Origin of the sequence: Novosphingobium sp., assembly GCF_036820275.1 — a bacterium.
GTDB lineage: Bacteria > Pseudomonadota > Alphaproteobacteria > Sphingomonadales > Sphingomonadaceae > Novosphingobium.
This window is the reverse complement of record NZ_DAISLT010000009.1, coordinates 61,831-75,211: the sequence shown is the minus strand read 5'-3', so window position 1 is coordinate 75,211 and position 13,381 is coordinate 61,831. Positions and strand designations below refer to the sequence as shown.

Annotated in this window: 15 protein-coding genes and 1 tRNA gene; 7 read left to right on the top strand and 9 right to left on the bottom strand. The window is 65.5% G+C overall.

The genetic code is table 11. The features are described from left to right. Positions 1-7 precede the first annotated feature (7 nt). On the top strand, positions 8-532 hold the full coding sequence (locus V7066_RS09495; protein WP_334182806.1) for a hypothetical protein: 525 nt from the start codon (positions 8-10) through the stop codon (positions 530-532). Here V7066_RS09495 and aroQ read toward each other — a convergent pair. The 6 genes from aroQ to V7066_RS09465 all read right to left on the bottom strand — a co-directional run bounded on the left by aroQ (position 496) and on the right by V7066_RS09465 (position 2,983). Then, positions 496-933 carry a type II 3-dehydroquinate dehydratase gene (gene aroQ / locus V7066_RS09490; protein WP_334182805.1) on the bottom strand — a complete coding sequence of 146 codons (438 nt, stop codon included), beginning with the start codon at positions 931-933 and terminating at the stop codon, positions 496-498. The two genes, V7066_RS09495 and aroQ, sit on opposite strands and share 37 nt — an antisense overlap. Before the next feature lie 98 nt (positions 934-1,031). After that, complete coding sequence (locus V7066_RS09485; RefSeq protein WP_334182804.1) at positions 1,032-1,379, bottom strand: hypothetical protein; 348 nt, start codon at positions 1,377-1,379, stop codon at positions 1,032-1,034. 88 nt (positions 1,380-1,467) lie between these two features. Beyond that, positions 1,468-1,881 carry a holin family protein gene (locus V7066_RS09480; RefSeq protein ID WP_334182803.1) on the bottom strand — a complete coding sequence of 138 codons (414 nt, stop codon included), beginning with the start codon at positions 1,879-1,881 and terminating at the stop codon, positions 1,468-1,470. 71 nt (positions 1,882-1,952) lie between these two features. Then, positions 1,953-2,309 (bottom strand): hypothetical protein, encoded by a 357-nt coding sequence (locus tag V7066_RS09475; protein ID WP_334182802.1) that lies wholly within the window; start codon positions 2,307-2,309, stop codon positions 1,953-1,955. 226 nt (positions 2,310-2,535) lie between these two features. Continuing rightward, the gene (locus tag V7066_RS09470; RefSeq protein WP_334182801.1) at positions 2,536-2,751 is read right to left on the bottom strand and encodes a hypothetical protein; all 216 of its coding nucleotides are present in this window, start codon (positions 2,749-2,751) and stop codon (positions 2,536-2,538) included. Positions 2,752-2,906: 155 nt separating this feature from the next. Next, a tRNA-Pro gene (locus tag V7066_RS09465) sits at positions 2,907-2,983 on the bottom strand. 285 nt (positions 2,984-3,268) lie between these two features. On the opposite strand from V7066_RS09465, the gene yajC reads away from it, so the two are divergent. The 3 genes from yajC to secF all read left to right on the top strand — a co-directional run bounded on the left by yajC (position 3,269) and on the right by secF (position 6,305). Beyond that, positions 3,269-3,604, top strand: a complete 336-nt coding sequence (yajC, locus tag V7066_RS09460) for a preprotein translocase subunit YajC (RefSeq protein ID WP_334182800.1) — start codon at positions 3,269-3,271, stop codon at positions 3,602-3,604. Between the two features lie 88 nt (positions 3,605-3,692). Then, on the top strand, positions 3,693-5,306 hold the full coding sequence (gene secD / locus V7066_RS09455) for a protein translocase subunit SecD (RefSeq protein WP_334182799.1): 1,614 nt from the start codon (positions 3,693-3,695) through the stop codon (positions 5,304-5,306). 12 nt (positions 5,307-5,318) lie between these two features. Beyond that, positions 5,319-6,305 carry a protein translocase subunit SecF gene (secF, locus tag V7066_RS09450; protein ID WP_334182798.1) on the top strand — a complete coding sequence of 329 codons (987 nt, stop codon included), beginning with the start codon at positions 5,319-5,321 and terminating at the stop codon, positions 6,303-6,305. A gap of 58 nt (positions 6,306-6,363) precedes the next feature. On the opposite strand, the gene V7066_RS09445 is transcribed toward secF, so the two are convergent. Further along, the gene (locus V7066_RS09445; RefSeq protein ID WP_334182797.1) at positions 6,364-7,572 is read right to left on the bottom strand and encodes a glycosyltransferase; all 1,209 of its coding nucleotides are present in this window, start codon (positions 7,570-7,572) and stop codon (positions 6,364-6,366) included. Between the two features lie 23 nt (positions 7,573-7,595). Next, complete coding sequence (locus V7066_RS09440; protein WP_334182872.1) at positions 7,596-8,168, bottom strand: helix-turn-helix domain-containing protein; 573 nt, start codon at positions 8,166-8,168, stop codon at positions 7,596-7,598. Between the two features lie 180 nt (positions 8,169-8,348). Here V7066_RS09440 and V7066_RS09435 point away from each other — a divergent pair, with 180 nt between their 5' ends. Then, on the top strand, positions 8,349-10,184 hold the full coding sequence (locus V7066_RS09435) for a DUF885 domain-containing protein (protein ID WP_334182796.1): 1,836 nt from the start codon (positions 8,349-8,351) through the stop codon (positions 10,182-10,184). Between the two features lie 33 nt (positions 10,185-10,217). Here the strand turns inward: V7066_RS09435 and V7066_RS09430 are convergent, their stop codons facing one another. Next, the gene (locus V7066_RS09430) at positions 10,218-12,014 is read right to left on the bottom strand and encodes an ABC-F family ATP-binding cassette domain-containing protein (RefSeq protein ID WP_334182795.1); all 1,797 of its coding nucleotides are present in this window, start codon (positions 12,012-12,014) and stop codon (positions 10,218-10,220) included. A gap of 152 nt (positions 12,015-12,166) precedes the next feature. On the opposite strand from V7066_RS09430, the gene V7066_RS09425 reads away from it, so the two are divergent. Beyond that, entirely contained in the window at positions 12,167-12,490 is a 324-nt protein-coding gene (locus V7066_RS09425) for a PepSY domain-containing protein (protein ID WP_442947318.1), read from the top strand. A 182-nt stretch (positions 12,491-12,672) separates the two neighbouring features. After that, entirely contained in the window at positions 12,673-13,350 is a 678-nt protein-coding gene (locus tag V7066_RS09420; RefSeq protein ID WP_147219799.1) for a response regulator transcription factor, read from the top strand. Positions 13,351-13,381 lie beyond the last annotated feature (31 nt).

Sequence of the window (13,381 nt, the reverse complement as noted above, 5' to 3'; positions counted from 1 at the left end):
TCACTTCGTGGCAATGACGAAAAAAACGCGCCGCGTCCTCCTTGTGGGCGCGGCGTTGCTGTTGGTGGGCGGGAACCTCTGGTGGTTCACGCGTCCGCCCGAGCCGCGGCTGCCCGATTTCGAATTGGGCGCGATCCCCTTGCAGGCACAGTTCCCAGCTGGGGAACTGGCGCATCTTCCGGTGTTTGACCGCGGCAAGGGGAAGTGGCTGGTCGAAGGGCGTCCGGTTGCCTCGCTTGCGGCGCTGCGTCGCCATGTCACCGGCGCGGATATGGGCGGCACGGATGGCAATTATCTGCTGGCCCGGGTGCCGGAATCCGGCTCCGCAGACCAGGTTCGCGCGATGCTGCTGTCGCTGAGCGAGCAGGGCGAGTGCATCGTGGCGCTGACCGACGGTTCCGCCAAGCCTGATTCCAATGGACGAATGGCGGCGCCTCTCCACCGGATCGTCACCGTACGTGACGATTCCGGCGAGATGCATCGCTGCAATGCGATTCAGAGTTCGGCCGCACCTTCCAGCGCCAGCAGGTAGCCCTTCGCGCCGAAGCCTGCGACGGTGGCCTTGGCGGCCATGCCGACCCACGACTTGTGGCGGAATTCCTCGCGCGCATGCGGGTTTGAGAGGTGGACCTCGATCACCGGCACCTTGATCGAGCGGATCGCGTCATGCAGCGCGACCGAGGTATGCGTATAGGCACCGGGGTTGATGAGCACTGCGTGGGCGCCTTCGTCCTCGGCTTCGTGCAGCCAGTCGACGAGGTGGCCTTCGTGGTTGGACTGGCGCATGTCGATCGTGCAGCCCAGAGTTTCGCCGCGCTCCGTCAGCATGGCGCCGATGTCGTCGAGCGTCTGCGAGCCGTAGATGCCGGGTTCGCGCTTGCCGAGGCGGTTGAGGTTGGGTCCGTTGAGGACGTAGACGAGCTTGCTGGCCATTTTGCGAATTCCCGGTGCGATTGTAATCCGCGCGCGGCTCTAGAGCATTTTCCGGCTCGCTGGAAACACCCGGCGGCGCGGAACATGTGAAGTGTGCGTCACTGCGGGGCGGGCATCTCGTCGCCGACAGGGCGGCCATCGGCCTGATATCCCGCGGGGGGCGGGCCTGCGGCAGGCTGCGCGCTCTGGTCCGGAGTGTCCTGCGGCGCATCGGCTTGCGGTTCGGCCGTATCGCCGGAGTAGAATTTCGCGAGTTCGGCAGCGTTGGCCTGACGCCGCGCGGCTGCTGTTTCGCGCTCGGCCTGCAGGCGGGCGTCGGCCTCCTGCTGTGCCGAGGCCTTGGCTTCCGCGAGCTGCCGCTCCAGCTCCTCCTCGCGGCTCGGCCCGCAGGCGGCCAGCGTCAGGGCCAGGATCAGGGGCGCGATGCGCGCTATGTTCCGAAACACTCTTGGCTCCTTGCAGGGATGGCGGAAGGCGCATCCCTGCAAGGAAATCTAGCGGCGAAGGCTTGGCTTTGTCTTAACGGCCGGAGTCCTAGCGATCGCTGCCCTTGGTCTTCCCCCACTGGCGCATCGCCGAATAGCCGAGATAGCCGGTGCCGAAGAGGGCGTAGAGCGGTTCGGGAATGCCGTTCAGATAGGCAGTCATGGCCTCACCGATGGCGCGGGCGGTCGCCGGGCTCAGTGCGCCGATCAGGCCCATCGGCAAGGCCCAGAGAATCATCGCGTAGATGACGTAGAGAAAGCTCGGCCGGGCGCGGCTGGTCCAGGGGTCGGGGGAAGACGCTTCTGCGACGATGGGTGAGAGGCTGGCCTGAAGCAGCTGCAATTCCTGAGAATTTTCGAGCTTCAGGAGTTCCAGCTTGGCGCGGCCGCGGGCTTCGGGGTCGGGAATCACCTTGTTGATGATCTTCGAGACCGGCGCGAGTATCGAATCGAACAGGGGCATTTCGGGCACTCCCTTGGATGGTGGCCCGCAACCAGATAACCGAAGCCGTCGATGTAGGAAAATGCGCCCCGTCAGCGTTTCCGGGCTGGAGTGCACATCGCGCCCGCCCGATCGGCAAGCGCGAAGTCGCCTGCTCTCAGCGCGGTCTTGCGGGCATCGGCGCAGCGCCCGTCCGCCACCAGCGCGCCGACTTCCTCGCGCAGGCCCTGCTGTCGCTGGGCCTCTTCGCGGTCCTCGTTCTCCTTGTGCAGGCGCTCGACTTCCTGAAAGCCCGAGTAGCGCTGCTGGATCGGGTTTTCGCCGCTGTTCGGCTGGACGGAGCAGGAGGCGATATTGCCGAGCCGGTAGCAGGTCGAGGTCTGCGCCATCGAAGGCGAGGCGGCGACTGCGCCCAAAGCGATACCGATCGCAACAAGAGTGAACTTCATCTGCACCCCTACTTTTTGACTTGAAGTATTGCTCCGAATGACCTTGCCGCATTCCTCCGTCAAGAACTTCCGGCGCGGGTGCATCGATGGAAATCGACGCAGGTTTCATCTGCGTATCATCAATGGATACTGGAGCGCTTTCAAGTAAGCGGCTTGAGGTGGGTGCTCGAAAGGCGCCGGATCAGGAGGTCCTGGAGGGGGGGCGGGCGAGGCAGCGCGGAATGGATCAGACATCCCGGGGGATGGGGCGATCAAGGTAGCTGGTTTCCCCGCGCTTGCGCGCTTCCCAGGCATTCGTGCGTTCGCGGGCATAGGCCTTCTGCACACGAACCCTGCTGATGCCGTAGCGTAGGGCCAGTTCGCCGAAGGTCGCGCCATCGATCACGGCAACATAGATAGCTGCATTGCGCTCTTGGTTGGGGCTGGCGTTTTCAGGGGTCATCGCATTCTCCCATTCTGGCGGTGCTGGAGTTTTATCCGGGCGCGCGCGATTCGTGTGCGGAAATCCGGGTATCCGGCCCATGTCCGGGATCGGTGCAGAGATCGCAGAAACGAAAATGCCGCCTCCTGCGCGAAGCAGGAAGCGGCATTTTTCATTGGTCGGGACGAGAGGATTCGAACCTCCGACCCCCACACCCCCAGTGTGATGCGCTACCAGGCTGCGCTACGTCCCGACCGGAGGGCGCCCTATAGGCAGCATATTTTGAGAGCGCAAGCGTCTCGATGAGACTTTCTTCATCGCGGTTGAAGCGCGCCTGTGGATACTTATCTGCGGAACGCATCGCGGGGGATGGGCGGGCAGGGCCGGAAGGCCGCGCGTTGCCAGTTCTTCGCTTTGTTGCTAACCGCGCCCATCCGGCAAAGTCCTTGAATGGATTTTCCCGGCGAGGCGTGTTGCACATCGGATGCGGCGCGCGATTCGCGCCGGGGATGAAACGACGAGAAGGCCCTTCAGTTCAATGCAAAGCTCGATTCTCAACCAGCTCGCCGCCGCCGCTCCTGCAGGCGTTCCTCCGGCATGGATCCAGTACCTGCCGTTCGTGGCGATGGCGGTGATCTTCTGGTTCCTCATCCTGCGTCCGCAGATGAAGCAGCAGAAGGAGCACAAGAACAAGCTCTCGGCGCTCAAGAAGGGCGACGAAGTGCTGACCGGAGGCGGCCTTGTCGGCAAGATCGTCAAGATCGACGACAACTATGCCGACGTCCAGCTGGCGCAGGGCGTGGTCGTGAAGGCCGTGAAGTCGACCATCGTCGACGTGATCCCGCCGGCCGGCTCGAAGCCCGCGAACGACTGATTTTCCGGCATCGCCGGGCTCTTCCGGCGATGCCAGACTGCATGGAGCGCCGGATATCGGGCGCTCTTTCGGAGAGAAGCCACAGGCTATGCTCGAATTTCCTACCTGGAAGAAGCTCTGGTACTGGGGGCTGACGATCGTCATCGCCCTTTGCGCCGTGCCGTCGCTGGTCTCGCTGACCAATGCGCGCTGGCCCGCATTCCTGCCTGAGCCCAAGATCAATCTCGGCCTCGACCTGGCCGGCGGCAGCCGCCTTCTGCTGGAGGCCAACCGCCAGCAGGTGGTGCAGCAGCGCCTCGAAGGCATGGAAGAATCCGTGCGCACGCGCCTGCGCCAGGCCAGCCCGACCATCGCCATCGGCGATTTCTCCAGCACCGGCGGGCAGCTTGCCTTCACCGTGCGCGACCCTTCGCAGGTCGACGCCGCGCGTGAGGCGATCCTGCCGCTGACCTCGGGTGCGGGCCTTACCGGCCAGCGCGACTGGGACATCACGGTGCAGGACGGCACGCGCTTCATCCTCGTGCCGACCCAGGCGGGCATCGACCTGGCGATCAGCAATGCGATGGAAACCGCCGTCGAAGTCGTGCGCAAGCGCATCGACGCGCTCGGCACCAAGGAACCCGACATCCGCCGTCTCGGCGGTACCCGCATCGACGTGCAGGTTCCGGGTCTCCAGGATCCGCAGGCGCTGAAGAACCTGCTGGGCCAGACCGCCAAGCTCGAATTCAAGCTGGTCGACGAGACCGCCGTGCCGAGCGACCTGGCCAAGGGCATCGTCCCTCCGGGCGACGAGATCGTGCCTTATGCCGATCCCAATTCCCCTGCCGCGGGCGGCGTTCCGGTCCTTGCGGTCAAGCGGCTCGGCGGCATCAAGGGCGATGAACTGACCGACGCCAAGCAGGCCTTCGAACCGAAGACCAATGCCGCAGTCGTTTCGATCACCTTCAACCAGCAGGGCGGCGAGAAGTTTGCCAAGCTGACGACCGAAAACGTCGGCAAGCGCTTTGCGATCATTCTCGACGGCAAGGTGCTTTCGGCGCCCAGCATGAACGAACCGATCCTGGGCGGCAGCGCTCAGATTTCGGGCAGCTTCAACGTCCAGTCGGCCACGCAGCTCGCCATCGCGCTGCGCTCGGGCGCGCTTCCGGTCGACCTTACGGTCGTCGAGGAACGCACCGTCGGTCCCGATCTCGGCGCCGATTCGATCCAGAAGGGCGTCGTCGCCATGGGCGTCGGCACCGTGCTGCTGATGCTGTTCATCTTCCTGACCTATGGCCGCTTCGGCGTCTATGCGAACATCGCGCTCTTCATCAACGTGTTGATGATCCTTGGCGTGATGGCCGTGCTGGGCACGACCCTGACGCTGCCGGGCATCGCCGGCTTCGTGCTCACCATCGGTGCCGCGGTCGACGCCAACGTCCTCATCAACGAGCGCATCCGCGAGGAACGCCATCGCGGACGCCGCGTCGTGCAGGCGGTGGAGCTGGGCTACAAGGAGGCGAGCCGCGCCATCTTCGACGCCAACATCACCAACTCGATCGCGGCCGTGCTGATGTTCGCCTTCGGCTCGGGTCCGGTTCGCGGTTTCGCGGTTGTGCTGATGATCGGTATCGTCACGTCGGTGTTCACTGCCGTCACGATGAGCCGCATGTGGGTTGCGGGCTGGCTGCGTCGCGCCCGTCCCAGCGACCTGAACGTATAAAGGTACTGGCGCATGAAGCTCCTCAAGCTCATTCCCGATCACACGAACATCCACTTCCTGCGCTGGCAGTGGCCGTTCTTCATCACCAACCTGCTGGCGATGGCCGCCTCGATCGTGCTGTTGTTCACCCACGGGCTGAACCTCGGCGTCGACTTCGTCGGTGGCCAGATGATCCGCGTGACGTTCGAACAGAGCGCCACCGCGCCGGTCGCCAAGCTGCGTGACAGCGTCGATGCGCTCGGCTTCGGTGAGCCGGTGATCCAGACTTTCGGCAAGCCGAACGAAGTCTCCGTGCGCATGAAGCTGCCGGAAGGTTCGGAGGACAATCCGAAGCTGGCCGACGGCATGGCCCGCAAGATCACCGCGAAGGTCCGTCAGGACTTCGCCGATGCCCGCGTCGACGGTGTCGATTCGGTCTCGGGCAAAGTCTCGGGCGAGCTGTTCCACACCGGGATGCTCGCGCTGGGTCTCGCGATGATCTGCATCTCGATCTACATCTGGATCCGCTTCGAATGGCAGTTCGCGGTCGGCGCGCTCTTCGCGCTGGTGCAGGATATCCTGCTGACCGTGGGCATGTTCTCGCTGACGCAGATGGAGTTCGACCTCAACATCGTCGCCGCGCTGCTGACGCTGCTGGGCTACTCGCTGAACGACAAGATCGTTGTCTACGACCGTATCCGCGAGAACATGAAGAAGCATCGCCGCATGCCGATGAACGAGCTGCTCGACCTCTCGGTGAACGAGACGCTGTCGCGCACGATCGCGACTTCGCTGTCGGTGCTGATCATGCTCGTGTCGCTGCTGTTCCTCGGCCCCGACGTGATCTTCGGCTTCACCGCTGCCATCACCCTGGGCATCTTCATCGGCACCTACAGCTCGATCTTCATGTCCGCGCCGATCCTGATCTGGCTGGGCGTGAAGTCGGACACGTTCGTGAAGCAGGAAAGCGATATCGATCGTCAGGATCGTCTCGCCCGCGAAGGCGGCGCGCGCCCCTGAGGGTAGCGATAGCTGAAAAACGAAAGGGCCGCTCCCGCAAGGAGCGGCCCTTTTTGATTCAGGCGGCGGCGGTGATCGCTTCGCCTGCGAGCACGTCGCGCCAGAAGCAGACGAGGTTCTGGGCATTCACGCCCCAGGAGAAGCGGCTGACATGGGCGGAAACGTCTGCCTGGCTGGGCGGATCGGCGAGGATATCGCGCACGGCTTCGGCGATGGCTTCGGGGGTGCGCGCGGCGATGCGTCCGGCGGTATCGTCCTGCACGACCTCGCGCGCGCCGCCGATATCGGGGATGACGATCGGGGTTCCGCAGGCAAGCCCCTCGATCCAGACATTGGCAAGGCCTTCGCTGGCGGAAGGTAGCACCAGCACGTCGGCGGCGCAGAGCACATGCGGCAGCAGGTCGTGGCCGACGAGGCCGAGGAATTGCACGCGCTCGGCCACGCCCAATCGCTCGGCGAGGGCATGCAGGGCTTTTTCGTCCTCGCCCGCGCCGGCGAGCGCAAGACGGGCGTCCGGAAGCCGGGCGAGCGCCTCGATCACCAGCCGTTGCCCCTTGCGCGGGATCAGCGAGCCGGGGGTGACGATCAGCGGGCCTTCCGGCCAGATGCCGAGATTGGGCATGGCCGAAACGAGCGCGCGCGCGGCACCGCGCTCGATGGGGTGGAAGCGTTCGTGGTCGAGCCCGGTGTAGTGGACGCCGATGCGCCCCTCCGGCATGCCGAGCGCGACCATGTCCTCGCGCAGGGCGCGGCTGACGGCCAGCATTCCGGTCGCCTGATGCGCAGCCTGCTGCATCTGCTTGAGGGCGGCCGGGCGACGACCCCAGTAATGGATATCCGCGCCGCGCGACTTGATCGTGAGGGGCAGGCCCAGTTCGCGCGCGACGATCGCGGCGGCGGGGCCGTCCGGAAAGAAGAACTGCGCGTCCACGAGGTCGAAGGGCTGCTCGGCATGGAGGCGGCGGACCAGCGGCAGCACGGCGCGGGCGATGCGGGCCGGATTGCTGTCGCCGCCGATCTTCGGGATCAGGGTGAACTTGGGATAGAGCACCGGCAGGCCCGAGGCCTCGCTGCGCTCCGGGATATCCGCGAGCTTGTTGTAGGGGTGGCGGCGGGAGAGCGGCCAGGGCGGAATGCCGATCGGGCTGACCATGGTGAGGTCCACATCACCGCTCGCGGCGATCGCCCGCATCTGGTTGCCGACGAAGATCCCGAAGGACGGCTTCACCGGATTGGGGAACAGCGTGGCGATGGAAAGGATGCGCATGAGCTGCCTTTAATGGCGGAAGGTTAGAGCTTTCTGACGAGCATGTCCGCAACGGCCAGCCATTGCGGATGTTCCACCGTGGCGACGGGCTGTCCGCTGGCCGGGGGGAGCAGGGTAAGCCGCTCGCGATGGCCGTCGATCAGGCGTCCGAACGCGAAGCGGCCGCCGGGCAGGGGGGCGAGTACGTCGCGGTTGAGCAGCTTCGGCGCATCCTGCGGGGGCGACCGGCGCAGCCAGACCTGATCCCCGGCGCGATACTCGCCGCAGGACTGTTCAACGTCCATCACCATCCAGGGCGTATCGGCGGCAAGGTCGCTCGGCAGGATCGCCTCGCGCCGTGTGCGCGGGCTGTCGGCGCCGCTTTCGGAGAGCACGGCCATGACCATGGCGGGCACTTCGCTCTCGCTGCGGAGTAGGCGCTCAGGCTCGATATCCAGCGCTTTCGCGATCCGGTTCATCCAGGCGAGCGAAAGGTTGCGCATGCCCGTCTCCAGTCGGCCGATGGTCTGTGCGGTCGTCGGCGGCTGGCAGGCGGCGGCGACGTCGGCGAGGGTCAGGCCCTTCTGGAGGCGAATGTCGCGAATGCGGTTTATCATCTTGAAGGCGCTCGCATAACCGTTCTGGCTTTCCAAGTCCTGTCATGGTGCCATTCTGGAGTCTGTTCGCGCAAGACTTCGGCTCGCTTCAAATTAATCCGTTTTGAAACCGGAGTTTCGTTGCGGTTCCGCGAAAGGAGCGGCACCTTCGGCGCCACCACCGCATCCCGGGAGAACAGAATGTACCGCCGCGAATTCATGGCCACGGCAGGCGCGGGCCTCGCCTGGAGCCTGCTTGCCTCGCGCAATGCGATCGCCGCCGTCACGGCGGGAACCGCCGCCGACACGGCGTTCTATGCGAAGCTCGACGGCCTGTTCTACGACGCGCTGGCGCAAAGCCCGGAAATGGCCAGTTCTCTCGGCCTCGATAAGGGCAAGTACGCGGGCCTGAAATCCCGCCTGTCCGACGGCAGCGCCAAGGGCCGCGCGGCCGATCTGGCGCTCGGGCACAAGGCGATCGCGGAAGTCGAGAAAGTCGATCCCGCACCGCTCAGCGAGGCGGGGCGGCGCAACCGCGAACTGGCGCTCTATCAGCTGCGCCAGCGGGTGCTGGCGCAGGACAAGTTCGACCTCGAAAGCGCCCAGCGGCCCTATCTCATCACCCAGCAGGGCGGGGCCTACTTCTCGCTGCCCGACTTCCTCGACAGCCGCCACACGATCGAGACCAGGGACGATGCCGAGGCCTATCTCGCGCGGCTTACCGCCTTCAGGACCGCGCTCGACGACGAGACTGAGCTCCAGAAGGAATATGGTGCGCGCGGCGTCGTGGCGCCGGGCTGGTCGCTCGATCTTGCGCTTGGGCAGATGGCGAAGCTGCGCGATACGTCCGCAGGTGAGAGCGGGCTGGTGACGTCGCTGGCCAAGCGCACGGCGGCCAAGGGCATTGCCGGCGACTGGGCGGCGCGGGCCTCGGCCATTCTGGAGAAGCAGGTTCATCCCGCGCTCGACCGGCAGATCGCGCTGCTGAAGGCGCAGCGTCCGACCACGGCGGCGGGCGACGGTGCCTGGCGCCTCAGGCGGGGCGACGAAATCTATGCCGAGGCGCTGAAGCAGGCGACCACGACCGACTATACGCCCGAAGAGGTCCACAAGATCGGCCTCGAACAGGTCGCCGATCTCACCGCGCAGCTCGACGCGATCCTCAAGTCGACCGGCCTTACCCAGGGCGCGGTCGGTGCCCGTCTCGATGCGCTGAACAAGCGGCCGGACCAGCTTTACGCGAACACCGATGCCGGACGCGCCGAACTGATCGCGGCGCTGAACGAGGGCATTCGCCAGATGTATGCGAAGCTGCCGCAGGCCTTCGACAATCCGCCGCAGCAGCCGCTCGAAATCCGCCGCGTGCCGCCGGAAATCCAGGACGGCGCCTCGAACGGCTATTACTACCGCGCGCCGCTCGATGGGTCGCGCCCGGCGATCTACTGGATCAACCTCAAGGACGTGGGCGACTGGCCGAAGTACACCCTGCCGTCGCTGACCTATCATGAGGGCGTTCCCGGCCATCACCTCCAGGGCGGCTTCGCCCAGACCGGTGGTGAGCTACCGATGCTGCTCAAGAACAGTTTCATCTCCGCCTATGGCGAGGGCTGGGCGCTCTATGCCGAGCAGCTTGCGGACGAGCTGGGCGGCTACAGCGGGCTGGAACGCGCGGGCTATCTCCAGAGCTACCTGTTCCGCGCCGCGCGCCTGGTGATCGACACCGGCATTCACCACTACCGCTGGAGCCGGGAGAAGGCGGCAGACTACATGGTCGAGACGGTCGGCTTCGCCCGTCCGCGCTCGCTGCGCGAGGTCGAGCGCTATTGCACGATGATCGGGCAGGCCTGTTCGTACAAGATGGGCCACACCGCCTGGGTCAAGGCACGGCAGCGGGCGCAGGCGGCGCTGGGCGACGGGTTCACCCTGCCGTGGTTCCACGCCATTCTGGCCGAAGGCGTGATGCCGCTGTCGATGCTCGACAAGCGGGTGGATGAGCGCATTGCCGAGCGCCTGGCCGGAAGCTCCAGAGGGAAATAAGGAAAAGGCCGGGGCTTTCACCCCGGCCTTCCATCAGCCTTCGACCTGTTCGGCGAGTTCCAGCCAGCGCTCCTCGGCGGCATCCTTCTCGCCGCGCGCCTTTTCGACGGCGGCGGAGAGGCTGGCGAATTTCGCCGGATCGCGGGTGTAGAGCGCCGGGTCGGCCATGGCCGCCTCGTCGCGCACGATCGCGGCTTCCAGGTCCTCGATCTTCTTGGGCAGCAGTTCGTAGTCGCGCTGGTCCTTGTAGGAGAGCTTGCCCTTTTTCGGCGGCATCGGCGGAGGCGGCGGGGCGGTTTCGCCCTTGGCCTTCGCCTTGCCCGCGCTCGTGCGTTCGCGGCGCTTGGCCTCCCAGTCGGCATAGCCGCCCGCGATCACGTCGATATGGCCCGAGCCGTCGAGGCCGAGCGTGACGTTGACGGTGCGATCGAGGAAGTCACGGTCGTGGCTGACGATCAGCACGGTGCCGTCGTAGTCCGCGATCACTTCCTGAAGCAGGTCGAGCGTTTCGAGGTCGAGGTCGTTCGTCGGCTCGTCGAGCACCAGCAGGTTCGAGGTGCGGGCGAATTCGCGGGCGAACAGCAGGCGCGAGCGTTCACCGCCCGAGAGCGTGCCGACTTTCGCCTCGACCAGGCCGGGGTCGAACAGGAAGTCCTTGAGATAGCCCTGAATGTGCTTGCGCACGCCGACGACGTCGATCCAGTCGCCGCCTTCGGCCAGCACGTCGCGGATGCGCATTTCCGGACTCATCCGGCTGCGCTGCTGGTCGATGACGGTGGCGTCCAGCGTTGCCGCGCGCGTCACCGTGCCCTCGTCGGGCTGAAGCTCGCCCATCAGGACCTTGAGCAGCGTCGTCTTGCCGGACCCGTTCGCGCCGACCACGCCGATGCGGTCGCCGCGCTGGATGCGCAAGTTGAAGTCCTTGATGACCGTGCGCTGATTCTCTCCGGCTCCGAACTTCTTGGTCACATGCTCGGCGACGATAACCGACTTGGTCTTGCTGTCGTCGGCCACAACCGCCAGCTTGGCGGCGCCTTGCGGCCCCATCATTGAGGCCCGCTGGGCGCGCATTTCCCAGAGCTTGGCAAGCCGGCCCTGGTTGCGCTTGCGCCGCGCGGTAACGCCGCGTTCCAGCCAGTGCGCCTCGATCTTGAGCTTGGCGTCGAGCTTCTGGGCGGCGCGCGCTTCCTCGGCGTAGACTTCCTCTTCCCACGCCTCGTAGCCCCCGAAGCCGATGTCGCGGCGGCGCAGGCCGCCGCGGTCGAGCCAGAGCGTGGCGTTGGTCAGGCGGGTCAGGAAAGTACGGTCGTGGCTGATGACCACGAACGCGCCGTTGTAGCGTTGCAGCCAGGATTCCAGCCAGTCGATCGCGGCGAGGTCGAGGTGGTTGGTCGGCTCGTCGAGCAGCAGCAGGTCCGGCTCGGAGGCGAGGGCGCGGCAAAGCGCGGCACGGCGGCGTTCACCGCCCGAGGCGCTCTTGGCCTCGCGCGAGAGGTCGATGCCGAGCTGGTCGGCGATCGCTTCCACTTCGTGCTGCTGCGGCGCGTCGTCGCCGTGGATGGCGAAATCGAGAAGGGTATCGAACCCGGTGAAGAAGGGGTCCTGTTCCAGTGTCACCACCCGCGTGCCGGGCTGGACCGAGCGCGTGCCCTTGTCCGCATCGACCGAGCCGGCGATCAGCTTGAGCAGCGTCGTCTTGCCCGCGCCGTTGCGGCCGATCAGGGCCAGCCGGTCGCGCGGGGCGATGTTGATGTCGAGGTCCTGGAAGAGCCAGCCGGAGCCCTGGATCAGGCCGAGGTTTTCCCAGCTGAGAATTGGTGCAAGTGCCATAGCTGCGCGCCCTACAGGGCGGAGCGGGGGGCTGGCAAGCTGGACGAGGGCATGGGGGCGCTGTGGGATTCGTGCAACAGTGGAAACGCGGCGCCACCTTCCCGCCACATTCAGGACTTGTTCAAGGCCAGAGGGTTAGGCAGCAAGTCGATATGAACAAGTCCCTTTCCTCTCTGACGGTCGCAGCCTCGCTGGCATTTGCCGCGTTTGGCATGGTCGGACCGTCGCTCACCGCCCGCGCCGCCGACCCCGGCGGCGAGCAGGGCGAAGTGCGCCGCGAACGCAGGGCCGGCAATGTTCTCTCCCTGCCCGATATCGAGCGCCAGGTGCTGCCGCGCATGTCCGGGATGCAATATCTCGGGCCGGAATTCGATTCCGCCGCCATGGCTTACCGCCTGAAGTTCATCCGTAACGGCAAGGTCTTCTTCGTCGATGTCGACGCCCGGACGGGGCGCGTGATCGGCCAGTCGCGTTAGTTGGGTGTATTGAGGTGGGGATGAACCGTTCTTGTTCATCTTTACGTTCATAATTGAACGCCTAATGCTAACAGCGAAGCCCAGGGGCTGGAACCAAGCCGGTTCCCGTCGCTTGACGCTCCGGGACCCCGGTCCCATTTCGGAAGTTCCATGCAGCCCCCCTCACTTAGGGAGAGACCGAATTGCGCATCCTGATCGTCGAGGATGAACCCACGCTCGGCAACCAGCTCAAGACCACGCTGGAGCAGACCGGCTATGCCGTAGACCTCTCGGTCGACGGAGAGGACGGCCACTTCCTGGGTTCGACCGAAGACTACGACGCCGTCATCCTCGACCTCGGCCTGCCCGAGATCGACGGGCTGACCGTGCTCGGCATGTGGCGCAGGGAAGGGCGCAATTTCCCGGTTCTCGTGCTGACCGCGCGTGATTCCTGGTCGGACAAGGTAGCGGGCCTCGATGCCGGCGCCGACGACTATCTCGCCAAGCCCTTCCAGACCGAGGAACTGATCGCGCGCCTGCGTGCGCTCATCCGCCGCGCCTCGGGCAATACCTCCAGCGAACTGACGGCGGGCGAGGTGCGTCTCGACACCCGCTCGGGCCGCGTCACGCTGGACGGCGAGCCGGTGAAGCTCACCGCGCAGGAATACAAGCTGCTGTCCTACCTGATGCACCACAAGGGCAAGGTGGTCAGCCGCACCGAACTGATCGAGCATATCTACGACCAGGATTTCGACCGCGATTCGAATACGATCGAGGTCTTCGTCACGCGCATCCGCAAGAAGCTGGGTGCCGATGTCATCACGACGATCCGTGGCCTTGGCTACAGTCTCGACGATCCTGCAGAGCCCGGTCGCGGCTAAGGCTGGGGCTGAGGTTGAAAACGCCGGGAGC

Excerpts from the sequence above, each read along its gene's own strand:
- aroQ (WP_334182805.1), bottom strand. The coding sequence starts at position 933 with ATGGCCAGCAAGCTCGTCTACGTCCTCAACGGACCCAACCTCAACCGC.
- yajC (WP_334182800.1), top strand. The coding sequence starts at position 3,269 with ATGCAAAGCTCGATTCTCAACCAGCTCGCCGCCGCCGCTCCTGCAGGC.
- V7066_RS09470 (WP_334182801.1), bottom strand. The coding sequence starts at position 2,751 with ATGACCCCTGAAAACGCCAGCCCCAACCAAGAGCGCAATGCAGCTATC.
- V7066_RS09480 (WP_334182803.1), bottom strand. The coding sequence starts at position 1,881 with ATGCCCCTGTTCGATTCGATACTCGCGCCGGTCTCGAAGATCATCAAC.
- V7066_RS09430 (WP_334182795.1), bottom strand. The coding sequence starts at position 12,014 with ATGGCACTTGCACCAATTCTCAGCTGGGAAAACCTCGGCCTGATCCAG.
- secD (WP_334182799.1), top strand. The coding sequence starts at position 3,693 with ATGCTCGAATTTCCTACCTGGAAGAAGCTCTGGTACTGGGGGCTGACG.
- V7066_RS09445 (WP_334182797.1), bottom strand. The coding sequence starts at position 7,572 with ATGCGCATCCTTTCCATCGCCACGCTGTTCCCCAATCCGGTGAAGCCG.
- V7066_RS09425 (WP_442947318.1), top strand. The coding sequence starts at position 12,167 with ATGAACAAGTCCCTTTCCTCTCTGACGGTCGCAGCCTCGCTGGCATTT.
- secF (WP_334182798.1), top strand. The coding sequence starts at position 5,319 with ATGAAGCTCCTCAAGCTCATTCCCGATCACACGAACATCCACTTCCTG.
- V7066_RS09475 (WP_334182802.1), bottom strand. The coding sequence starts at position 2,309 with ATGAAGTTCACTCTTGTTGCGATCGGTATCGCTTTGGGCGCAGTCGCC.
- V7066_RS09440 (WP_334182872.1), bottom strand. The coding sequence starts at position 8,168 with ATGATAAACCGCATTCGCGACATTCGCCTCCAGAAGGGCCTGACCCTC.
- V7066_RS09435 (WP_334182796.1), top strand. The coding sequence starts at position 8,349 with ATGTACCGCCGCGAATTCATGGCCACGGCAGGCGCGGGCCTCGCCTGG.